Origin of the sequence: Vibrio sp. 10N.237.312.B06, assembly GCF_041464685.1 — a bacterium.
In the GTDB taxonomy this organism is placed as follows: domain Bacteria; phylum Pseudomonadota; class Gammaproteobacteria; order Enterobacterales; family Vibrionaceae; genus Vibrio; species Vibrio tasmaniensis_A.
In genome coordinates this window covers 18,235-41,288 of sequence record NZ_JBFSPI010000016.1, presented here as the reverse complement: position 1 = coordinate 41,288, position 23,054 = coordinate 18,235, and the positions used below count along the sequence as shown (strand labels likewise).

The 23,054-nt window shown below is 43.9% G+C and carries 20 protein-coding genes and 1 pseudogene; 7 read left to right on the top strand and 14 right to left on the bottom strand.

Translation table 11 applies throughout. The features are described from left to right. Positions 1 to 73: 73 nt before the first annotated feature. The 14 genes from tolB to aspS all read right to left on the bottom strand — a co-directional run bounded on the left by tolB (position 74) and on the right by aspS (position 13,845). Entirely contained in the window at positions 74 to 1,426 is a 1,353-nt protein-coding gene (tolB, locus tag AB6C75_RS06525) for a Tol-Pal system beta propeller repeat protein TolB (protein ID WP_009846380.1), read from the bottom strand. Positions 1,427 to 1,438: 12 nt separating this feature from the next. Further along, entirely contained in the window at positions 1,439 to 2,428 is a 990-nt protein-coding gene (gene tolA, locus AB6C75_RS06520; protein ID WP_372107395.1) for a cell envelope integrity protein TolA, read from the bottom strand. A 13-nt stretch (positions 2,429 to 2,441) separates the two neighbouring features. Further along, positions 2,442 to 2,885, bottom strand: a complete 444-nt coding sequence (gene tolR, locus AB6C75_RS06515; RefSeq protein WP_004736481.1) for a protein TolR — start codon at positions 2,883 to 2,885, stop codon at positions 2,442 to 2,444. Between the two features lie 3 nt (positions 2,886 to 2,888). Next, a complete protein-coding gene (tolQ, locus tag AB6C75_RS06510) occupies positions 2,889 to 3,572 on the bottom strand; it encodes a protein TolQ (protein ID WP_009846377.1) in 684 nt (227 codons plus the stop codon). Then, positions 3,562 to 3,999 (bottom strand): tol-pal system-associated acyl-CoA thioesterase, encoded by a 438-nt coding sequence (ybgC, locus tag AB6C75_RS06505; RefSeq protein ID WP_372100050.1) that lies wholly within the window; start codon positions 3,997 to 3,999, stop codon positions 3,562 to 3,564. The genes tolQ and ybgC overlap by 11 nt, the downstream gene beginning before the upstream one ends. Before the next feature lie 172 nt (positions 4,000 to 4,171). After that, positions 4,172 to 4,474, bottom strand: coding sequence for a cyd operon protein YbgE (gene ybgE / locus AB6C75_RS06500; RefSeq protein ID WP_102250075.1), 303 nt, complete (start codon positions 4,472 to 4,474; stop codon positions 4,172 to 4,174). After that, positions 4,467 to 4,574, bottom strand: a complete 108-nt coding sequence (gene cydX / locus AB6C75_RS06495) for a cytochrome bd-I oxidase subunit CydX (protein WP_000270284.1) — start codon at positions 4,572 to 4,574, stop codon at positions 4,467 to 4,469. Before cydX ends, ybgE begins: the two co-directional genes overlap by 8 nt. Positions 4,575 to 4,605: 31 nt before the next feature. Next, positions 4,606 to 5,742 carry a cytochrome d ubiquinol oxidase subunit II gene (gene cydB / locus AB6C75_RS06490; RefSeq protein WP_017104274.1) on the bottom strand — a complete coding sequence of 379 codons (1,137 nt, stop codon included), beginning with the start codon at positions 5,740 to 5,742 and terminating at the stop codon, positions 4,606 to 4,608. A gap of 13 nt (positions 5,743 to 5,755) precedes the next feature. Next, the gene (gene cydA / locus AB6C75_RS06485; protein WP_009846373.1) at positions 5,756 to 7,342 is read right to left on the bottom strand and encodes a cytochrome ubiquinol oxidase subunit I; all 1,587 of its coding nucleotides are present in this window, start codon (positions 7,340 to 7,342) and stop codon (positions 5,756 to 5,758) included. A gap of 553 nt (positions 7,343 to 7,895) precedes the next feature. Then, positions 7,896 to 8,912, bottom strand: coding sequence for a Holliday junction branch migration DNA helicase RuvB (gene ruvB / locus AB6C75_RS06480; protein WP_102533813.1), 1,017 nt, complete (start codon positions 8,910 to 8,912; stop codon positions 7,896 to 7,898). 103 nt (positions 8,913 to 9,015) lie between these two features. After that, positions 9,016 to 9,627 (bottom strand): Holliday junction branch migration protein RuvA, encoded by a 612-nt coding sequence (gene ruvA / locus AB6C75_RS06475; RefSeq protein WP_009846371.1) that lies wholly within the window; start codon positions 9,625 to 9,627, stop codon positions 9,016 to 9,018. 92 nt (positions 9,628 to 9,719) lie between these two features. After that, positions 9,720 to 11,180, bottom strand: a complete 1,461-nt coding sequence (locus AB6C75_RS06470) for a methyl-accepting chemotaxis protein (protein WP_372107391.1) — start codon at positions 11,178 to 11,180, stop codon at positions 9,720 to 9,722. Positions 11,181 to 11,375: 195 nt separating this feature from the next. Continuing rightward, entirely contained in the window at positions 11,376 to 11,897 is a 522-nt protein-coding gene (ruvC, locus tag AB6C75_RS06465; RefSeq protein WP_009846369.1) for a crossover junction endodeoxyribonuclease RuvC, read from the bottom strand. A gap of 169 nt (positions 11,898 to 12,066) precedes the next feature. Next, complete coding sequence (gene aspS / locus AB6C75_RS06460; RefSeq protein WP_372107389.1) at positions 12,067 to 13,845, bottom strand: aspartate--tRNA ligase; 1,779 nt, start codon at positions 13,843 to 13,845, stop codon at positions 12,067 to 12,069. Between the two features lie 280 nt (positions 13,846 to 14,125). Here aspS and AB6C75_RS06455 point away from each other — a divergent pair, with 280 nt between their 5' ends. From AB6C75_RS06455 to AB6C75_RS06425, 7 genes and pseudogenes are all read left to right on the top strand, one after another. After that, positions 14,126 to 15,031 carry a DUF72 domain-containing protein gene (locus tag AB6C75_RS06455; RefSeq protein ID WP_372107387.1) on the top strand — a complete coding sequence of 302 codons (906 nt, stop codon included), beginning with the start codon at positions 14,126 to 14,128 and terminating at the stop codon, positions 15,029 to 15,031. A gap of 139 nt (positions 15,032 to 15,170) precedes the next feature. Then, a complete protein-coding gene (gene cmoA, locus AB6C75_RS06450; protein WP_122046862.1) occupies positions 15,171 to 15,899 on the top strand; it encodes a carboxy-S-adenosyl-L-methionine synthase CmoA in 729 nt (242 codons plus the stop codon). Positions 15,900 to 16,081: 182 nt separating this feature from the next. Then, entirely contained in the window at positions 16,082 to 17,053 is a 972-nt protein-coding gene (gene cmoB / locus AB6C75_RS06445) for a tRNA 5-methoxyuridine(34)/uridine 5-oxyacetic acid(34) synthase CmoB (RefSeq protein WP_372107385.1), read from the top strand. A 265-nt stretch (positions 17,054 to 17,318) separates the two neighbouring features. Beyond that, positions 17,319 to 18,059: an ATP-dependent zinc protease gene (locus AB6C75_RS06440; RefSeq protein ID WP_009846364.1), complete on the top strand. Its 741-nt coding sequence runs from the start codon at positions 17,319 to 17,321 to the stop codon at positions 18,057 to 18,059. A gap of 17 nt (positions 18,060 to 18,076) precedes the next feature. Next, positions 18,077 to 19,582 carry an inactive transglutaminase family protein gene (locus AB6C75_RS06435; protein ID WP_009846363.1) on the top strand — a complete coding sequence of 502 codons (1,506 nt, stop codon included), beginning with the start codon at positions 18,077 to 18,079 and terminating at the stop codon, positions 19,580 to 19,582. A 3-nt stretch (positions 19,583 to 19,585) separates the two neighbouring features. Next, the gene (locus tag AB6C75_RS06430) at positions 19,586 to 20,545 is read left to right on the top strand and encodes an alpha-L-glutamate ligase-like protein (RefSeq protein WP_372107382.1); all 960 of its coding nucleotides are present in this window, start codon (positions 19,586 to 19,588) and stop codon (positions 20,543 to 20,545) included. A 364-nt stretch (positions 20,546 to 20,909) separates the two neighbouring features. Beyond that, positions 20,910 to 22,810 (top strand): annotated as a pseudogene (locus AB6C75_RS06425) (methyl-accepting chemotaxis protein). The last annotated feature ends 244 nt before the right edge of the window (positions 22,811 to 23,054 follow it).

Below are 23,054 nucleotides of genomic sequence, written 5' to 3'. Positions count from 1 at the left end.
GACTAAGTGCTATAGATAGTTAAATGCCACAATAGTTAACACTATCAATAGCTAAAAGAATGTATCAAATCAACTAGAGAAACGGTGACCACGAAGGCGCTCTTACGCGTCCGTTCGTTGCCGGTAATCTAGCCTTAAAACGACCGTCGATAGAAACCATCGATAGTACGTTTGTTTTATTGTAAATAGAGCTATAGATAACCATACCTCCATTCGGTGCAATACTTGGAGATTCATCTAACAATGTTTTTGTTAGCACCTGAACCGCACCGGTTTCCAAATCTTGTTTAGCCAAGTTAAAACCCGAATTGCTACGATTAACCATAATCAGGAATCGTCCGTCAGGGGTGATCTGGCCACCTAAGTTTTGGCTACCTTGCCAAGTAATACGAGATGTCGAATTATTTGACAAATTTACATTATAAATCTGTGGTTTACCACCACGATCAGATGTGAAAATTAGAGACTTGCCATCTGGGTGCCAGAATGGTTCAGTATTGTTAGAACGACCGCGGGTAATTTGAGTCAGCTTACGGCTAGCAAGGTCGAGTGTGTACACCTGAAGACTGCCTGTTTTCGACAATACCAACGCCAATGTTTTACCATCTGGCGAGAATCTTGGCGCACCATTATGACGAGGGTATGACGTCACTTTCTCGCGCTCACCCGTGTAAATATTCATTATGAATATTTCAGCTTGGCCATTTTGGAAACTCACATACGCAAGCTTCTTACCGTCTGGCGACCATGCTGGTGACATAAGAGGTTGCTTAGAACGAAGCACCAAACGCTCGTTAAAGCCGTCGTAGTCAGCAACACGAAGCTGGTACGGGTATTTGTCTTTGTCGTTCACAACTACGTAAGAAATACGCGTTAGAAACGCCCCTTTCTCACCCGTTAGCTCTTCATACACTAAATCAGAGATTCGGTGTGCGTACTCTCTCAAGCGTTTACCAGGCACTGTCGCTTTCTTGTTGAACAGCACATGATCTTTAGAAAGTACTAATTGGCCTTCATCGCTTAGTGCACGGCTTTGCCCTTTAGTCAGTTGACCACGAACAATGTCGATCAGTTGGTAGTTCACCACATACTGCCCTTCGGCATTTTTAGTGATGCTACCTGTTAGCAGTGAATCAACACCTAGGTTAGTCCAAGCATCAAAATTCACCTCGGTTTCGCTGTAAGGCGTTTGAGGCATTTTACTTGTCGCAACTGGGCTAAATTTACCACTGCGTTGCAAGTCAGAAGCGATAACTGCTGACACATCGTGCGGCAATGGTCCTGCGCCTTCCCAACGGAAAGGAACAATAGCGATAGGTCGTGCAGAGTTAATACCATCTGTAATAACCAGCTCCAGTGCCGCATGGGCAAACTGGCTGCTTGTAGCTATTAAGAAAACAAAACTCAGTAATAGTTTCTTTAACACAAGTTCGTCCTTTTACTCTGGTGATACAGTTAAGTTAATGTCTTTCAGTGATTTTATAATGTCTGGGTCCTTAGGTAACGGGTAAGATTGCACTTGTGCTACCGCACGCTTCGTTGCCGCACATAAGCGACTGTCACCATCTAAGATACTCAATCTACCTAATATCGCATTAGATCCCGTTGGAATAAGCTTTAGGTTCACTCGACATGAACGACCTCTGTAGCTGTCTTCTAACAACAAGTTTTGTTGAATGAGTTGGGTATAGATAGCACCATAATGCTGCGCTTCATCACTAATAAATTGTTGTCTAGCTGAAGAGTTTTGAGTCGCTTCAGTTTCAAGCCCAGCAAAAATATCATTCAATGCCGCTTCTTTCTCTTTCGCTATACGTTGTTTCTCAGCACGCTCAGCGGCTTCTTTTTCTTTACGGGCTTTTTCAGCGGCCTCTTTCGCGGCTTTTTCTTTCGCCACGCGTTCTTGTTCAGCTTTAGCAATGGCCGCTTCTTTTGCCTTGCGTTCTTTCTCTGCTTTCACAACCGCGGCTTCTTTCAACTTACGATCAGCTTCTGCTTTAGCGGCTTTCTTTTTCTCTTGTTTTAAGCGAGCCTCTTCAACTTTACGTTGCTTTTCATTTTCAACTCGACGCTTTTCCGCGTCGCGAGCCGCTTTGGCTTCTTTAGCTTGCTTTTCTTTCAGCTTTCGAATGTTCTCTTCTTCAGCTTTACGATTTTTTTCAAGTCGTTCGCTTTCACGTCTTAGTTTATCTAAACGCTCTTGCTCTTTTTTGCTCGCCGCTTCTCTTTGTTGGCGAATCTGTTGAGCTTGTTGGCGAACCAACTGAGGATCAATCACCACGGCTTGAACCATCTGCCCAGTAGGCTTTGGTTCCGACATCGTGAAATCCGCCCCCCAAATAAGCGCAACGAATAAGATGACGTGCAGCCCAAGAGAGATAAGAAGCGGTGATCTAAAATTATTGGATTTCTTATTATTCGCTTTCATGAATGCTACGGAGCTATTCCCTTATATCCGTTAATAGGCCAACCTTTGGCACACCTGCACGGCTTAATTCATCAAGTAATAAAACCACTTCAGCGTAAGGCGTTGCGGCATCACCACCAACAGCCACTGGAGAGTTTGGCTTAAGAGACAGCTCAGCTTTCACTCGGACGATAATGTCTTCCATCGATAAACCACGCTGTACTTCTTCGTTGTTCACACTCAAACCAAGCTCACCGTCTTTGTTCACTTCAACGATAATAAAGCTCGCATTGTCGTCACCCAATAGATCTTGTGCAGACTGAGCCGTTGAAGCCTTAGGCAATTCAACATCTACGCCTTGAGTAACGAATGGCGAAGTCACCATAAAAATGATCAGCAAAACAAGCATAACGTCGATGTAAGGTACAACGTTAATCTCTGCTGTCATTTTGCGTTTTTTAGGTTGGTATCCGGCCATCTATTATTCCCTGCCAGCCATCGCTTGACGGTGAAGAATACTGTGAAACTCTTCAGAGAAAGTCGCGTAGTTGTGCTCTAGCTTGCCTACTCGGCTGCTGAAGCGGTTGTACGCCATTACTGCTGGAATCGCAGCGAATAGACCCATTGCTGTCGCGATCAGTGCTTCTGCAATACCAGGAGCAACCATTGCTAATGTCGCTTGCTTCACTTCACCTAATGCGATGAATGAGTGCATGATGCCCCAAACCGTACCAAATAGGCCGATGTATGGGCTGATAGAACCGACAGTCGCCAAAAAAGGTAAGTTAGTTTCCAGTTCATCAACTTCGCGGGCAACCGCAACACGCATTGCACGACCAGTGCCTTCCATTATGAAGTCTGGAGACGCTGCATTTGATTTTCGAAGGCGAGCAAACTCTGTGAAGCCGGCGTAGAAAATCTCTTCAGTACCAGAGAGTTCGTCTTTGCGCTTATTACTCTCCTGATACAATTTAGCGAGATCAACACCAGACCAGAACTTATCTTCAAACACGTCAGTTTGTTTAGTAGCTTGAGATAATACTTTGCTTCGTTTGATGATCATCGCCCAAGAAACAACAGACATGCCCATGAGAATTAGCATGACCATCTTAACTAGTAAGCTAGCTTCTAAAATTAGGCCTAAGATTGAGATTTCAGCAGTCACTATTCGTTAGCTCCGTGAGAATAAATGTTGGCATTGCTTTGGGTTTCATTTTTTGATTGTCGATACATGCTACCTTAACCATTGCTTTACACAATGCTTTGCCATCAGGATTTACGATCTCTTGACAGAAGACTAAGGTAGCTCGCTTCAACTCGTAAATATTTGTAATGACTTGTAAAGAATCATCAAGGCGCGCACCTTGAATAAAATCGATGTCCATATGTCGGACTACAAAACCGATATTTTGTTCTAACAAGACTTGCTGAGAGACGCCAATTGAGCGCAACATCTCAGTTCGAGCGCGTTCGAAAAACTTAAGATAGTTTGAATGGTATACAACACCACCTGCATCGGTGTCTTCGCAATACACTGTCACTGGCCACGTAAATGGCTTAGATAATCCCTGCAATTTGATACCACAATTCAAAACGATAAAGATCTCACTATAACCTAACTCCTTATCATTAATAGTATATCGCTGTGAATTTTTTGATTTAAGAGACGAAAAAAAAGGCCATCTGTATAAGATGACCTCTTTTTGGCTAAAAACCCAACAAGTATAAAGGTTCACGTCGTTATGAACCTAAATCCTTTGCCTTTTATAAAAGGCGCAGCACCGTTAGGTAGAGCAAAATTGTGAGTGAAACGTATGGGCTGAACAGTACCTGCCACATCCAAGCTCTCGGCTTAAATCCGATACCGTAAACCATGCTTGAACATGCAGCCCAAATGAACATTGGCCCGATGATCGCGTTAAAGCCACCGATGCTTGTCGCATACGCTTCAGGTTCCCACATCACTAAACCTACATGCATGAAACCCAATACTAGAGATAAAGCTCTTAACAGAGTCTTATCCATTGGTTGATGCAGTTTAGCGATTTGCTCTGCGAGATTACTCACTATCTTTATCCATCATTTCTGAATGCTCTAACCATAGAGCATTGATGATGCCGAATGCACATGCTAGAAGTACACCCAAAATCCATGCGAAATACCACATAAAATTTCTCCTAAGTTATTTAACTTCTAGCTTAGTAAGCTGAAACGTCGTTATCTTCGATGTGTTTCTTATCTAGACGACCGAACATTTTGTAGTATGTCCACGTTGTGTAGCCAAGAATCACAGGAACCATTACCGCCGCAACTCCAGTCATAAGACCAAGCGTTAGCTCACTTGCTGTTGAATCCCACATAGTCAAGCTATGGTTAGGGTTCCAGCTTGATGGCATTACGAATGGGAACATTGCAAAACCAGCCGTTAGAATAACACCAGCGTTAGATAGACTTGAGAACAAGAATGCGAAACCACCACGCTCAAAGCGAGATGCAATCACAGCAAGCAGTGGCATTACTACACCAAGAATCGGCGCAGCCCACATTGCTGGATACGTTTCGAAGTTTGTCATCCAAGCACCAACTTGAGGTGATACTTCTTTATTTAGTGGGTTTGAATCAGCAAACGTGTCTATCGTGCTTGTAATTACATAGCCTTCGATAGATTGAACCCAGAAACCACCGATAACGAACAGAGCAATAGCAATTAGGCCAGTGATCTGAGCAACGTTACGTGCGCGGCTGTGCAGTTCTTCTGTTGTCTTCATTTGAAGCCATGTTGCACCTTGCATCACGAACAACATCAGAGCCAACACGCCACATAGCAATGCAAACGGGTTTAGCAGAGCGAAGAACGTACCATGGTACTTAGACATCATCAGGTAGTTCAGCTCGAATGGAACACCTTGTAGTAAATTACCAAATGCTACACCGAAGATGATTGGCGGAACTGTGCCACTAAAGCAAAGTGCGTAGTCCCATGCCTTACGCCATTTTGGCTCTTCAATCTTTGAGCGGTAATCAAGCGCAAGTGGACGTAGCCAAAGTGCTGCTAGCGTCACGTACATTGCGAAGTAGAAACCAGAAAACGACGTTGCGTAAACCAATGGCCATGCAGCGAACAATGCACCACCAGCCGTAATTAGCCATACTTGGTTGCCATCCCAGTGAGGGGCAATAGTATTCAGCATAATACGACGTTCAGTGTCGCTCTTACCGATAACCGGTGAAAGAGCAGCAACACCCATGTCAAAGCCGTCAGTTACGGCGAAACCAACCAGTAGAACACCGATCAATACCCACCAAATAAGTCGTAAGCTTTCGTAATCAAACATAATATTCCCTCACTTATACTTCGACTGAACGGCTAACTTTGTCTTCAACAGAGTTATCGTTTTGTTCAAAGTGGTAACGGCCTGTCTTTAAGCTACTTGGACCTTTACGTGCGAATTTCAGCATTAGGTAAACTTCAGCAATCAAGAACACTGTGTACAGTGCAAGAATTGCAAATAGAGAAGTCCAAAGCTGTTCAATAGTCAGTGCTGATGCAGCAACGTTAACCGGCAGGATTTCACCAACCGCCCATGGTTGACGACCAAATTCAGCAACAAACCAACCTGCTTCAATCGCAATCCAAGGTAGTGGGATTGAGAATAGCGCCGCTTTAAGTACCCATGGTTTCTGTTCGATCTTCTGACGACACGTTTGAACAAACGCCGCACCGAATACAAACAGCATGATGAAGCCACAAGCAACCATCAGACGGAACGACCAGAATAGAGGCCAAACTGTTGGGATAGAATCATCCGCAGCCATTTGGATTTGGTCTTCTGTTGCATCAACAACATCGTCTGTGTAGCGCTTAAGAAGCAGACCGTAACCTAGGTCACCTTTTACTTCGTCAAATGCCGCTTTGTTCTCTTCTGAACGGTCACCACCACGTAGCTTTTCAAGCAACTCATACGCATACATACCGGTACGAATACGATCAACGTGATCGTCGCGCAAGTCACGTAGTCCTGTTACTTCTGTATCAAAAGAACGTGTTGCAATAATACCCATAACGTAAGGGATCTTAATTGCGTAGTCTGTGTGCATGGTTTCTTGGTTTGGAACACCAAATACAGTGAACGCGGCCGGTGCTTCTTCAGTGTGCCATTCAGCTTCAATAGCTGCTAGCTTCACTTTTTGAACTTCACCAAGCTCGTAACCAGATTCATCACCTAGCACGATTACTGACAAGATTGCCGCCATACCGAAAGATGCTGCAATCGCAAAAGAGCGACGAGCAAAGGCAAGGTCACGACCTTTAAGAATGTAGTATGAGCTGATACCAAGGATGAACATTGCACCCGTTGTGTAACCAGACGCTACTGTGTGTACGAATTTAACCTGCGCTACTGGGTTTAGGACAACTTCAGCGAAGCTCACCATTTCCATACGCATGGTTTCAAAGTTAAATTCCGCACCCACTGGGTTTTGCATCCAGCCGTTCGCTACCAAAATCCAAAGCGCAGAGAAGTTAGAACCAAGAGCTACTAACCACGTTACCGCTAAGTGCTGACGCTTCGACAATCTGTCCCAACCGAAGAAGAAAAGACCAACAAAAGTAGACTCTAGGAAGAATGCAACAAGCGCTTCGATAGCCAGCGGAGCACCAAAGATGTCGCCAACATAGTGAGAATAGTAAGACCAGTTAGTACCGAACTGGAACTCCATGGTTAAGCCTGTCGCTACACCAAGAGCAAAGTTAATACCAAACAATTTACCCCAGAACTTAGTCATGTCCTTGTAAATTTGCTTGCCAGTCATTACATAAACTGACTCCATAATGGCAAGTAGAAATGCCATACCTAAAGTCAGTGGAACAAATAGGAAGTGATACATCGCTGTAAATGCAAATTGCAATCGCGACAGATCAACAACATCAATCATGGTAACTCCTTTGTGTCGGCTGAATGACACTTGTGTGATTATTCACCGCAAAAATCCATGTTAAAACAATTTGTGTAATTGTTATTACAAATTGAAATTTGTAGCAAAAACGTACCGTTATAGTTAGATTATTGTTAAGCATGAGCTAATATAGCTGGCGCTAATATTACTGGTAAAATCAGTATGTTTCAAAAGGTTTATAGGAGAACCTTGCGTTGATTTGTATCAATTTTATTCGAGCAAATTAGAGTTATTTTTGTACAATCATGATTAAAATCACACCAATTTAGCCTCTGTTAATAACAGCGCATGATATCTGTGACAAAAGCTCAGCACCACTTCAACATACGAATTACAACTACCTATAAAGTATTAACAAAAAATATGACAACTTATTTCATTTTTTGCTAGCTAAATCAAACCTGCAATCAAAGTTTTCATTTTTGACAGAGGCTATTCAGCCTTTTTATCGAATCGCTCAAAGAGTTGTTATTCAATAAAAAGCAAAAAAATCCCAGCGCTTATGCAACTGGGATCTTTGAAAATGAATAATTTAACGATTAGACGGTTTATCTATTCCAAAGTGTAAATACGCTCTGTCGGTCGCGATTCGACCTCTTGGCGTTCTTTGTAAGTAACCTTGCTGAATCAAGTAAGGCTCCAACACATCTTCAATGGTGTCTCTCTCTTCACCAATCGCAGCTGCCATGTTGTCGATACCAACCGGACCACCACCAAACTTCTCCATGATCGCAAGCAGAAGCTTTCTGTCCATGTAGTCAAAGCCTTTGGCATCAACGTCCAACATATTGAGTGCCTTATCCGCTACGTCTGGGCAAATATGTCCGTCGCCTTTCACTTCCGCATAATCTCGTACACGGCGTAATAAGCGGTTCGCGATACGCGGTGTACCACGAGCACGACGAGCAATTTCTAATGCCCCATCCGACTCCAATGAAAGTCCAAGGCAATCTGCACTGCGCTGAACGATATTTTGAAGGTCTTCAACCTTGTAGTACTCAAGACGCTGAGTAATACCAAAACGGTCACGTAATGGCGATGTTAGTGAGCCAGCACGAGTGGTTGCGCCAATCAAAGTAAAAGGAGGAAGGTCAATCTTGATAGAGCGAGCCGCAGGGCCTTCACCAATCATGATATCTAATTGGTAATCTTCCATTGCTGGATACAGAACCTCTTCAACCACAGGGCTTAAGCGGTGGATCTCATCAATGAACAGCACATCATTTTCTTCAAGGTTAGTCAGTAGCGCCGCAAGGTCACCGGCTTTCTCAAGAACAGGGCCTGAAGTGGTACGGATGCTCACATCCATTTCATTGGCAACAATGTTTGCCAATGTGGTTTTACCTAAACCGGGAGGGCCAAAAATCAACAGATGATCCAGAGCTTCATTTCGCATTTGAGCGGCTTGAATGAAAATCTCCATCTGGTTACGAACGTGGTCCTGACCTTGATAGTCGGCAAGTGCTTTAGGGCGTATTGCGCGATCAATGACATCTTCATCTTTAAAGACCGGATTATCCGGTGCAATCAGGCGATCGGCTTCAATCATAAATTCTGTTATTCCTAACTCTGCTCTTCCTGACTCTGCGCTTCTTGACTCTGTGTAAAGGCAAAGTGAATGAGTCTATTTTGTAGAACAAGTATATGAGGTATTAAACCATCGACTTTAGTGCTTCGCGAATCAATTGTTCACTTGTCATGCCATCTTTAGCCACTTGAGAAACCACCTTAGAAGCTTGGGTCGGCTTGTAGCCTAATGCAAGTAGTGCACTTACCGCTTCTTCTTCCGCGTCGTGCACCGTTGGCATAGAGTCCATTGGCGCTGCATCTGTTGCAGGTGTAAACAGGTCACCTGCGCCCCACCCTTTCAGGCGGTCTTTCATTTCAACGACCAGACGTTCTGCGGTTTTCTTACCAACACCCGGCAGTTTAACCAGCGTTGAGATATCTTCTCGTTCAACACTTTGAACGAATTGGCTAGCGGTCATGCCTGAAAGAATCCCAAGACCAAGTTTAGGACCGACACCATTCGCTTTAATCACTTCACGGAACAAGGCGCGCTCTTTAACCGTGTTAAAACCATAAAGTAGCTGAGCATCTTCACGTACCACAAAATGAGTGTAGATAATTGCTTCTTCGCCTACGTTTGGTAACTCATAAAAACAGCTCATTGGCATTTGAACTTCATAACCAACACCACTGACTTCAATCAATAATTCTGGTGGCTGTTTTTCTATTAATGTACCGCGGAGACGTCCAATCACAATTCACTCTCTTGATGGAATTTAATTTGGAGGACAGAATATAAAAGAACTGGATACTTATCCAGTTCTTTGTGTTTTTTGAAGTGAATTATTTAGACTTGCTTGGCTTGCGAGACCACGCAGTTCAAGCTCGCGACCAGTTCTTTAACCGAAGTCACATGACCTGTTAGCTCAGAACCATAATTAGCGACTAAGCCTGACACCGATTTAGTTTCCGCCACACTTTGGGCAACTTCTGAACTGGCGAGATCGAGCTCTTTTAACGAATTCATCTGCATCGCCATAATATTGGTAAGCTGATTAACATCTGTTGATATGGTTTGCACCTCAGAGATAATACCGTTCATCTCGCTTGCCGTGGTTTCGATAATCGCTCTTCCGTGTTCAACTTCTTCTTTACTGCGGTCTAACAAAGTTCGAATCTCTATCGCGGAATGGCTGCTTTTCGCCGATAATTCTCGCACTTGATCAGCGACGACAGCAAAGCCTCGTCCCTCTTCACCTGCACGCGCAGCTTCGATTGCCGCGTTGAGTGCTAACAGGTTGGTTTGCTCAGCAACCGAAGTGATCAAATCAGCGACTTTCATGATTTCTTGATTACTTTGAATGATCTGGCTGATTGCACTGGTTGAGGCTTCTAGTGACTCTGAACTCTTTTGCGCTTTTGTGCCAACCGCTTCGCTACGCTCTTTCAGTTCACCTACAAATGAATTGGATTCTTCGATGCCTTGAGTCATTTGATGGAGTTGTTGGCTCATCTCTTCTGCAGCGCTCGCTTGAGATTCACAATTGACATTCAACACTTCGACTTGAGCATGCAAGTCTTGTGACTGCTGTCCTAAATGAACCGAAACACCTTGTAGACTCTCTGAATTCGAATTAGCTTGATCAAGCACCACCGAGAGTCGCCCTTCACTTTGAGTCGCTTGATTGGCAATCTGTTGGCTTTCTGAAATCGCATCCTCTGCCATTTCGATCGCCACCTCTTTCTGTTTCGCAGTAAATGCTTGGGCAATGCAGATCACCACCAACGGCATAATCACACCAGACCAAGTTTCTACCACTACCGCATCAGGAGTTAACTCAAGCTGGGGAAATGCAAATCCATTGAGATGTGCTGAGGTCATCACTAATGAAACACCGATAACCAGTCCACTCCACACCAAAGCCACAATTCGTGTTCCTGACAAGAAAAAAGCGACTACTAACAACGGCACCCAATAAGCTTGAGTGGAAGCCACAACCCCACCACTTTGATAAATGATGTTCAACGCGTGTACCGCCATGCCGACAAAACCAAAGTTAAGTGCAAAGCTCGGCTTACTCGTCACACGAAGTAGCAGTGCAGAGATCAGTTCGAATACGATAAGAAATACAGATGTGGCGATCAGAAGTTGCTCTTCGTGCTTAGTCCACTTGATTAAGCTATAGACACCCACGAAGAATGCGATAAAAGTGAAGAGTAATAAGATATCGGCTTGTCTGACTTCGTTGTTACTCCAGCCATTGCTTTTAGGTAGAAACAGCGCGCGCCACAGCTTGATTGGGTTCATCAGTGATCATCCTTGATTAACTTGTAAGACCTCTGACCAATGTTAATAACATGTTAAATGATACGCAATGTTATTATCTGGGTTCTGTTCGAAAGATCTCATTTCATCAAGGATTTAGGTGCGTATTGTTTTGATATGAGCCAAACGGGGGCGTAAGGCTCATCGAAAGAAAACTTCTAGAAAGCGATAGGGGGATTAACGGTAGCGTCCTTTTCTCGCACCTGTCGCTTTACCTGCCAGTGCAACCAAGGTTTTATTGGTGTTAGCGTGAGTGATCGCTACGCCGAGAGCATCGGCAGCATCAGCCTGTGGTTTGGCAGGTAGCTTGAGCATGCTCATCACCATGTTCTGAACCATAGACTTGTCAGCGCCACCATTACCTGTCACCGCTTGTTTGATCAAACGAGCCGCATATTCATGAACAGGTAAATCTGCATTCACCGCTGCCACAATCGCGCTACCTCGAGCTTGTCCAAGCTTAAGTGCAGAGTCAGCGTTCTTCGACATGAAAACCTGCTCGATCGCAAACACATCCGGTTGGAACTGAGTGATGATTTCGCTCACACCGGCATAAATCTGTTTTAGTCGACCCGGCAATTCTTTTTCGGAAGTACGAATACAACCACTACCTAAGTAATATAGATGGCGACCATTTTGACGAATCACGCCATAGCCGGTAATGCGAGAGCCAGGATCAATCCCTAAGATAATAGACATAACTTCAATACTGATTATTTATACATGCTTTTCAGCTTAGTATATCGAACGCAAAAAAAAATGCCCGTCAAATTAACGGGCATTTTCTAATTTACTCACAAATCTTGGCTAATTAATTAAGAGCTCTCTATCAACTAGGATCTCTTCATCAACAAGAAAGATAACAGGCTTACGCTTGCTCTTTCTTCTCTGCCAATTTAACAGCGATTGCTAGCTCTTCCAGTGATGCTGGGTTTGCTAGGCTTGGCGCATCTGTTAGCAGACATGCTGCAGCTGTTGTTTTCGGGAATGCGATAACATCACGGATGTTCTCTGTACCACAAAGAAGCATAGCTAGACGGTCAAGACCGAATGCTAGACCTGCGTGTGGTGGCGTACCGTACTTAAGAGCTTCAAGTAGGAAGCCGAACTTCTCTTGTTGCTCTTTAGCTTCAATACCTAAGATACCGAATACAGCCGTTTGCATTTCTGCGCTGTGAATACGTACCGAACCGCCGCCTACTTCGTAGCCGTTGATTACCATGTCGTATGCATCAGAGTTTGCTGCTGCTGGATTCGCTATTAGCTCTTCCGCGCTCACACCTAGTGGTGATGTGAATGGGTGGTGCATTGCGTGTAGGTTACCTTCGCCGTCTTCTTCGAACATTGGGAAATCAATAACCCACAGTGGAGCCCACGCTTTCTTGTCTGTTAGCTCTAAGTCATCACCTAGCTTGATACGAAGTGCGCCCATTGCTTCAGCAACGATGCCCGCTTTGTCTGCGCCAAACAGAATGATATCGCCAGATTCAGCTTGAGTGCGATCTAAAATACCGTTGATTACGTCTTCGCTTAGGAACTTAGCAACTGGAGATTGAATACCTTCCATGCCTGCAGCACGGTCGTTAACCTTCATCCAAGCTAGGCCTTTCGCGCCGTAGATGTTTACGTGTTCAGCGTAACCGTCAATTTGCTTACGAGTTAGCTTAGCACCACCTGGAACACGGATAACTGCTACGCGACCTTTTTCGTCGTTAGCTGGGCCAGAGAACACCTTGAATTCAACGTCTTTAACCAAGTCAGCAACGTCAACTAACTCTAGTGGGTTACGTAGATCTGGCTTATCAGAACCGAAACGACGAATCGCTTCAGAGAAAGGCATTACTGGGAATTGACCTAGTTCAACATCTAGAAGTTCTTTCCACATATCGTGAACAAGCTTCTCAGTTACGTTACGTACTTCTTGAGAAGTCATGAAAGATGTTTCGATATCGATTTGAGTAAATTCAGGCTGACGGTCAGCACGTAAATCTTCATCACGGAAACATTTAACGATTTGGTAGTAACGGTCAAAACCAGACATCATCAGCAGTTGCTTGAACAGCTGAGGAGATTGAGGAAGTGCGTAGAAGCTACCTTTGTGAACACGGCTTGGTACTAGGTAGTCACGAGCGCCTTCAGGTGTCGCTTTCGTTAGTACTGGCGTTTCGATGTCTAGGAATAGGTTCTCGTCTAGGAAACGACGAACGAAGCTAGAAGCACGCGCACGAAGCTTGATACGGTCGCTCATTTCTGGACGACGAAGATCGATGTAACGGTACTTAAGACGCTGCTCTTCAGAGTTCGTTTGGTTGAAGTCTAGTGGAAGCGCTTCTGAACGGTTGATGATCTCAAGGCCAGTTGCGTAAAGCTCAACTTCACCCGTCGCCATATCTTTATTTACTTGGCTGTCCGGACGAACGCGTACTTCACCAGTAAACTTGATACAGAATTCATTACGCAGTTGGTTAGCGATCGGGAAGATATCTTTCATATCTGGATCGACAACAACCTGAACGACGCCTTCACGATCTCGCATATCGATAAAGATAAGACCGCCTAAATCACGGCGACGGTTTACCCAGCCGCACAACTCTACAGTTTGTCCCGCCAGGGACTTGTTCAGGTTACCACAGTAATGGGTACGCATAATGAATTTCCCAATCTCTTAATTATTTACTAATTTCCAAGCTGTCAGTGGTCATTCCACACAACAGAGCAAAGGAACATTTATACGCGGAAACTCGCTTAAAATCGACCTTCCACATTCGAATTTATTGTGTTTTATCTGGCTTTGCTGATTTTTAGCCCATCAAGTGCGCAAAGATTCATCAAAACCGAAAAAATTGCGATAATTATATCTCGAAAGTACCTTGATCAGCAAAACTCTCGTACAGTAGATTTTCATTTCGATTAAAAGCAGTAATGTGATGACTAATGGTGCAAAAACGATGGACACTTTACCTCTAAGACTTGGGTTAACAATGTGGTCTCATTCCGAGTGGCAAAGTCAGTTCTATGGTAAAGGAACAAAAGCCGCTGAGCGCTTAGAAAAATACTCCCAAGTTTTTCATACCGTTGAAGGCAACACGACTTTCTATGCGACACCCAGTGTCTCAACGGTCAATAACTGGAAAGCCGCGAGTCACGATGATTTCAAGTTTACTTTTAAGCTGCCTAAGTTCATCACCCACCAGCAGCACTTAAAACATTGCCAAGCCGAACTCAAAGAATTTCTGCTCACCATGTCGCCCCTACATAGGCGCATTGGTCAGTGGACGATTCAATTGCCCCATAGCTTCGAACCTAGCATGCTTCCTGCCCTGCAAAAATTTTGTACCTTGTTTCCAAAAGACATGCAGCTCGGCGTTGAAGTTCGTCACCTTGGTTTCTTTGATAAAGGCGATGCCGAAAAACGTTTCAATCATTGGTTGATAGAAGAAGGGATCAATCGCATCATTATGGATAGCCGTCCTGTTTTCTCCGCACCACCAACCACAGAAGCGGTGATCGACGCGCATCAAAAGAAACCACGTGTTCCGGTTCATGCCATTGCGACGGCAAACAATCCGATGGTTCGCTTTATTGGTCATCCAGATCAGGAACCCAATCTGGCTTTCTTTAAACCTTGGTTCGCGAAATTACAGACTTGGTTAAACGAAGGAAAACAACCTTATTTAATGATCCACACCCCAGACAATAATCACGCCCCTGAGTTGGCGATTGCTATCTATAAGCAATTACAGACGCAAGTTGCTGAACACACAAAGATAACCTTGCCTAATTTGGCGGAGTTTCCTGCTCAAAAAGGCGACCATCAAATCTCGATGTTTTGATAGTAAACAACTACTAACAAGCGTTCACTTTCATCAATCTCAGTTTTCGTGACAGCCGCGCTTTTTTTACGTAAAATACGTCCCCTTTTATTTGGTATGAATTTTGTGCCAATTACGCTGACTGTCGAGAGAAAATGCCATGAGCAACACAGACAATATCTTTTCCGCTCCTATTGATAAAATTGGAGACTTCACCTTTGATGCAAGGGTTGCTGAAGTATTTCCGGATATGATTCAACGCTCGGTGCCTGGCTATAGCAATATCATCTCTGCAATCGGCATGCTGGCTGAACGCTTTGTAAAGCCACATTCAAATATTTACGACCTTGGCTGCTCGCTTGGTGCTGCGACACTTTCTATGCGTCGTCACATTCAGCAAGAAGGCTGCACGATTTTCGCTATCGATAATTCAGAAGCCATGGTTGAACGCTGTAAGCTGCATGTAAACGCCTACCGCAGTGACACACCGGTAGAAGTGATTGAAGCCGACATCCGTGAAGTGGAAATCAAAGACGCCTCTGTTGTGGTGCTTAACTTTACACTGCAATTTCTGTCTCCTGACGACCGATACTCTCTGCTTGAAAAAATTCATGCAGGCTTACGCCCGGGCGGAATCTTAATCCTTTCTGAAAAGTACGTATTCGAAGACGAAAGTTCAAATGAACTGCTTATCGACCTGCACCATGATTTCAAGCGTGCAAACGGATACAGCGAGCTTGAAGTCAGCCAGAAACGCAGCGCAATTGAAAACGTGATGCGTCCTGACTCGATTACAGTTCACAAGCAACGTTTTGAAAAGATTGGCTTCTCAAGTAGCGAAGTGTGGTTCCAATGCTTCAACTTCGGTTCAATGTTCGCGATTAAATAGCGCACATACCCAGTCAGCTCGTACTAAAACGTCATCCTCAAGAGCGAGGAACGAGCGAGTTGGGGATCTCTATCAAGTACGATCAACCGAGACTCCCTATCATGTTCGTCCCTCACTGTAGGGAATGACAAATTTAATTTCTATTTTAGGGTTTATTGACCCTATTAACTCAGTGAAAAACTATGTTTAATTTTGCCAATTTTTATCAACTCATTGCCCAAGACACTCGCCTTCAGCCGTGGCTTAATGTTCTTCCTCAACAGCTGACGGATTGGCAAAATGCAGAACACGGCGACTTCGACCGTTGGTTACGTGCACTGAATAAAATCCCGCAAGGTGTGCCTGATCAAGTTGATCTGAAAAACTCAGTGACGATTGGCAGCTCTACACCGTTCCACACGGGTGAACTTAAAAAGTTAGAAAGCTTACTGAAGACTTTCCACCCTTGGAGAAAAGGCCCTTACACAGTTCACGACATTCATATCGATACAGAATGGCGCAGTGACTGGAAATGGGATCGTGTGCTTCCACATATCTCTCCATTGAAAAACCGTTCGGTTCTCGATGTAGGTTGTGGCAACGGCTACCACATGTGGCGCATGCTAGGTGAAGGCGCTCGCTTGACGGTGGGTATCGACCCTTCTCACTTATTCTTGGTTCAGTTTGAAGCCATTCGTAAATTGATGGGCGACGACCAACGTGCTCACCTATTACCTCTAGGTATTGAGCAACTGCCAAAACTGGAAGCTTACGACACTGTATTCAGCATGGGCGTGCTTTACCACCGCCGTTCACCACTTGATCATTTGATTCAACTAAAAGACCAATTGGTATCTGGTGGCGAACTGGTACTTGAAACGTTAGTGATTGAAGGTGACGAAAACGCTGTTCTTGTGCCTGTGGATCGCTACGCGCAAATGAGAAACGTTTACTTCTTCCCATCTGCACGCGCACTGAAACGCTGGCTTGAACAGGTAGGCTTTGAAGACGTGCGTATCGTTGATGAAAATGTCACAACGATTGGCGAACAACGCACAACAGAGTGGATGACACACAACTCTTTACCGGATTACTTAGATCCTAATGATCCAAGTAAAACCGTAGAAGGTCACCCTGCACCAAGGCGCGCGATTCTAATAGCGACAAAACCTTAAGCTCTGTTACACAAAACCATAAGCTCTGTCGTCATACAGCCACCGTTATTTATATGTGGGAATTTTGATAAAAAAGAGAACTAATTGTACAAAAGTTGCGCTCATGTTTAATAAGTGAGCGCCCTTAAGTGACAATAATTTTCGTAGCGCTCACATTGCGATTCAAGATGACCAGACTCTTACAATAGGATGCTTCACGCATCCTTTTTTGTGGGATAAACTTCTAAATAGTCTGAACTATTCTCTAATTTCCAAAGGTTTTTATATGTTTAAGCGATTATCGCCTATCGTGGCGGTTGGTTTGCTCTCTGGTTGCACCCTCACGAGCGGTGCTACCTACCATCAAGAAACTCTCGACGCTATTTCCCGCTCAGAGACAAACATCGCAAACAAGGTTCAAAATCTTGAACTGCAGCTAAGTAATCAAAGTGATTATATTGAAAGCTTGGAAGACGAAATTACCACTCTTTCTAGTCAATTAGATGTTCACCTGACCAGTATGGAACACAGGGTCATTGAAGAGCTAAAAGAAGCCGAGCCTGTTGCCGTTGCAGCTGCACCTACCGCTCCTACATCACAGCCGACTATTCTAGGCGGTATTGAAAAAGTATCGATCGACTCTATCAAACAAAGCTTCGATGCTCGTGTTGATACTGGCGCAACCACCTCTTCTTTAAATGCCGTCGACATCAAAGAATTCGAACGCAACGGTAAAGATTGGGTTAAGTTCCATTTGGCAGATAAAGCACAAGCAAAAGAAGACCAAAAATGGATCGAAGCGCCCGTTGTACGTTATGTGAAAATCCGTCAATCGACGAATGATCAAACAGAACGTCGAGCTGTGATCGAATTATGGGTAAAAGTCGGAAAAATCCATGAAAAAGCGCAATTTACATTGGCGGATCGCTCTCAAATGAGTCACCCTGTATTACTAGGGCGCGAATTTATCAAAGACATAGCGCTAGTAGATGTAAGTAAAAAGTACGTACAAACGGAAGTTAAATAACAATAGTAGGGTAAGCTATGACGTCAAGAATTCCATTTTATATTTCTATATTCCTGCTCATCGTGGCAGGTATAACTCTGAGTATGTTCAGACATACAACCTACGGTGTACCCTGGACTCCAGGCGAAACTAATCAGGTTTGGGACATTGAAGCTCGTATCGAATTCAATGCAGTGGGCAAAGAAGCAAAAGTTTCACTAGCCGCACCTCACACACAGTCTAACTTTACACTTATCGGCGAGTCAGCTTCATCACCAGGCTACGGCATTTCATACTTGAATACAGATTCAGGTCGCCGTGCTGAGTGGTCAATTCGTCACGCAGATGGTCCGCAGACTATCTACTACAAGACACAGTTCTTAGTCGATAGCCAAGCGAACGTTACCTCAACACCTCCAGAAGGTGATGTGGCTCAACCAAGCTTTGATGGTCCTGAAGAAGCCGCGGCCCTTGCTTTAATTGACAGAGCAACCAAGCGCTCAGCAGACAACATCACCTTTACTCGTGAGTTAATCAAAACGCTTAACGATCCAGACAGCCAAAACTCAGCGCTGATTCTGAATAATATGACCAAAGTGGAAGCGACACACAAGCTACTTTCTGCCGCTAAAATCCACAACAAAGTCGTCGGTGTTATTGAACTGGAAGACGGACGTCGTCGCCAATCAATCCAACACATGAACCAAATTTGGGATAATAACCAGTGGGTTCTATTCTCTCCTGAATCTAGCGAGCAGCAAGTTCAACCAAACCTGCTAATTTGGGATGAATCAAATGTATCTCTATTAGACGTGGTTGGCGGTCAGAACAGTAAAGTTCACTTCTCTATGATTGCTCAGGAAGTTACTCCAACTGAAGCAACCAACAGTAAAGTATCAGCGGATCAACTGTTAAACCTTTCCATTCATAGTCTGCCGCTAGAAGAGCAAGCGATGTTTAAAACCATCATGCTGATTCCTATCGGTGCTCTGATTGTTGTGTTCCTACGTGTCATCATAGGTCTTAAGACTTCTGGTACGTTCATGCCCGTTCTGATTGCCGTGGCATTCGTTCAAACACAGTTGGTTACCGGTATTGTTGGCTTCCTACTGATTGTAGGTACCGGTCTTGTAATTCGAAGTTACTTATCCAAACTCAACCTATTGCTCGTGGCCAGAATATCCGCTGTAATTATTACAGTAATTATGATTATTTCGATATTTACTGTAGTCGCGTTTAAAATCGGACTTACAGAAGGCCTATCAATTACGTTCTTCCCAATGATTATCTTGTCTTGGACTATCGAACGTATGTCTATCCTTTGGGAAGAAGAAGGCGCGAAAGAAGTTGTACTTCAAGGTGGCGGCTCTCTATTTACCGCGGTGCTTGTTTACTTAGGTATGACTAACCCGTTCATTCAGCACTTAACGTTTAACTTTATTGGTTTACAGCTTGTTATTCTAGCGACCATCTTGTTACTAGGTAACTACACAGGCTACCGTCTAACCGAGCTTCGTCGCTTTAAACCGCTAGCGGAGGACTAAGTTATGTTTGATCAATTTACTTCACCGTTTAAGTTGAAAGACAAAGGCATAATGGGAATGAACAAGCGTAACCATAGTTATATTGGCCGCTACAATGATCGTTCCAAGTACCCACTCGTTGATGACAAGCTTAAGACTAAAATCATTGCTGAACAGGCTGGCGCCACCGTGCCAAAGCTTATTGGCGTTATTAGTCACCAAGCTGAAGTAAAAACAATCCACAAGATGGTTAAAGAGTGGCCGGGTTTTGTAATCAAGCCCGCTCAAGGCAGTGGTGGTAAAGGCATCCTTGTTGTGATCTCTCATAAAGATGGCGTTTACACCAAACCATCGGGTTCTACTATCAATGAAGAAGATGTAGAGCGCCATATCAGTAACGCGCTCGCGGGCCTTTTCTCACTGGGTGGCAAGAACGATGTGGCCGTAGTTGAAAACCTCATCAAGTTTGATGAGTGTTTTGAAGGCTTCAGCTACGAAGGTGTGCCAGACGTACGAATCATCGTATTCAAAGGCTACCCTGTGATGGCGATGATGCGTCTGTCCACTTCAGATTCAGATGGTAAAGCTAACTTGCACCAAGGTGCTGTTGGTGTGGGTATAGACATTGCGACAGGTAAAGCGGTTCGAGCGGTTCAGTTCGACCAGCCTGTTACACACCATCCAGATACGGGTAAAGAACTCGCGTTATTACAAATTCCTCACTGGGAAAAGCTGTTAACTCTAGCATCAAGTGCTTGGGAAATGACGGGCTTAGGCTATATGGGTACTGACATGGTATTAGACCAAGAAGAAGGCCCTATGGTACTAGAACTTAATGCTCGACCTGGTTTAGCTATCCAAATCGCGAACGGCGCGGGGCTACTTCCTAGACTGCATCATATTGAAAACCTTGGCACGCCTGCAGAATATCCAAAACCTGCGGAGCGTGTTGCTTACGCTGCAAAACAGTTCGGTCACAACTAGTCAAAATTTTGTCACTCAAGTTTTAGGCCAAAATTTGGGGTGTTTGGGGTTATCTCCCCTTACATCCCAACCCTTTCTATACGCTTACTTCAGCAACACATTCACACCAAAAATAGATTAAAAGGTACTTATTTGTGCTAATTTCGCCTAGGAAGTAGAAAAATACGCACCATCAAAATCAATTAAAACCCATCAAATTTGTTTAGATACCCTATTCACTGTAAATCCCACGCATAAGTATTCATACAGCCTATTTGTAACGACTTTCCCTTACAAAACGACCAACAAATAAATTGTAACCCTATGTTAGCATACGGATAATTTAGTCAATAAAATAAGCAACAACTGTTAAGGAAATGCTCTGATGACCGTCAAAAATAAGATTATGCTAACAATTAGCGGCCTAATCTGTTTAACGATTTTAGTTATATCACGATAGGATATTTCGAATTTAAGTCTGCCACCACGTATGACTACCGTCATAACTTGTCTACGAAATCGTTTCTTGTAGCCAAAGCTGTCGAAGGGAAAATGGAAGCGTATTTCGGCGCTTTGGAAAGCATTTCAACCAGTATCCATACTGATAGATCCGGTAACATCATGATCAACCCGATGCTGTTGAAAATGATGACGAACAGTAAAGAATCTCTTGGTGTTCTTAATATTTACATCGGTCTTCCTGATGGCAAAACTTACGACGTTAAAAATCAAGGTATCATTCCCAACTTTAATGCTAAACAAAAACAGCGTGAGTGGTTCAATCTCGGCTTTTCTGGCGCAAAGCGCTCAGTAACCAACCCTTACCTAGCAACAACAGGGCATTTAACTATGTCAGTTGTTATCCCTTTCAAAGCCAGAGGTGAAACGAAAGCTGTTATTGGTCTTAGTCTTAAAATGAGTGACATCACAGACTACATAAACGAGTTATCTGATGTTCCAAATTTATTTGTCTCTCGCCAAGATGGTTTCCTTGTTGCCGCTAGCTATGAAGATTTTATTGGTAAAAATATCTACGATCTTCGACCATCATACCGTGAACACGGTAGTAAGATAACCAGTGAGCACTCTTACAATGTTCCAGATAAAGGCGACTTTTATGTCGTTTCGTCTCAAATTGAGTCATTAGGTTGGAATATTTGGGCTTGGGCAAGTTGGGACGACATTGAAGCGCCTTCAAATGCGATGGTGAAAATAAATACTGTAGTTGGTCTAATTTTCGCGGTTATGGCAACCGGAATAACATTCTTATTAGTCACCCGATTAATGTATCGTCCTATTGGCGGGGAGCCACAATACATAGAGGCTCTTGTTAGTCGAATCTCGGCAGGAGACCTGACCAACATCCCTAAATTAAATGGCGATGAAACGGGGATCTACCGTTCAACTCTTGAAATGGCAGGTAACCTCCAAGGCATTATTGGCATTATTGGCAATATTGAGCAGTCTTCAAACTCTCTCTCATCACAATCTTCATCTCTTGAGACCTCGTCAAATCAGTTAAGTACCTCATCAGAAGAGCAAATGATGCAGCTAGAGCAAGTTGCAACCGCGATGAATCAGATGACCGCGACTGTTGCGGAAGTGGCTCAAAATGCGATGCAGGCATCATCATCATCCAATGAGGCAAGCCTTTCATCTCAGTCAGGTCTTGAGACTGTGGGTGACATGAACCAGCAAATCAGCTTACTTGTAACGAATATTGAGCAGGTTCAAGATTCGATTCTTGGTGTTGAAAAAGAAACTCAAAATGTAGGTAGCATACTTGATGTTATCCGAGGTATTGCTGAGCAAACAAACTTGCTGGCATTAAACGCAGCAATTGAAGCAGCTCGAGCGGGTGAGCAAGGTCGCGGCTTCGCCGTCGTGGCTGACGAGGTGCGTAACCTCGCTAACAAGACACAAGAAAGCACGAACGAAATACAAACCATGATTTCATCACTTCAAACTCAAGCAAAACAATCTGTTGAGCTTATGGTTGAAAATGCGGAAACAGCTAAAGTAACTCGTGAAAAGTCAGATCAAGCGAGTCAAATGCTGAATACTATTCAGCATGAGATTGGGACAATTCAAGACATGAACAACCAGATTGCAGCGGCAGCGGAAGAACAATCGCAAGTAGCCGTTGAAATCAACGAAAATGTAGTGAATGTAAATGATTTGGCGCGAGCGACTGTCGATGACGTCCAGCAAAATGTTCAAACAGCGCAAAATGTTAATAATGTTTCGGACGAACTGCATCAAACGATAAAGATGTTTAAGATCTAATCTTAGATAAGCTAAACGTACCGACAACCTATACGTTAAAGCCTAAGTATCAAAATCTTCGGCTTGAAAAAAGATAACGTAAGTAAAAACCGCCTTCTCTTCTGAGAAGGCGGTTTTTTATATGGTAATAAATTCTGGCTGAGTCATGCCAATCACAGTCAGTGATTATAAATAGCTCAGGAATACCACCCTCACCCTCACCCTCACCCTCACCCTCACCCTCACCCTCACCCTCACCCTCACC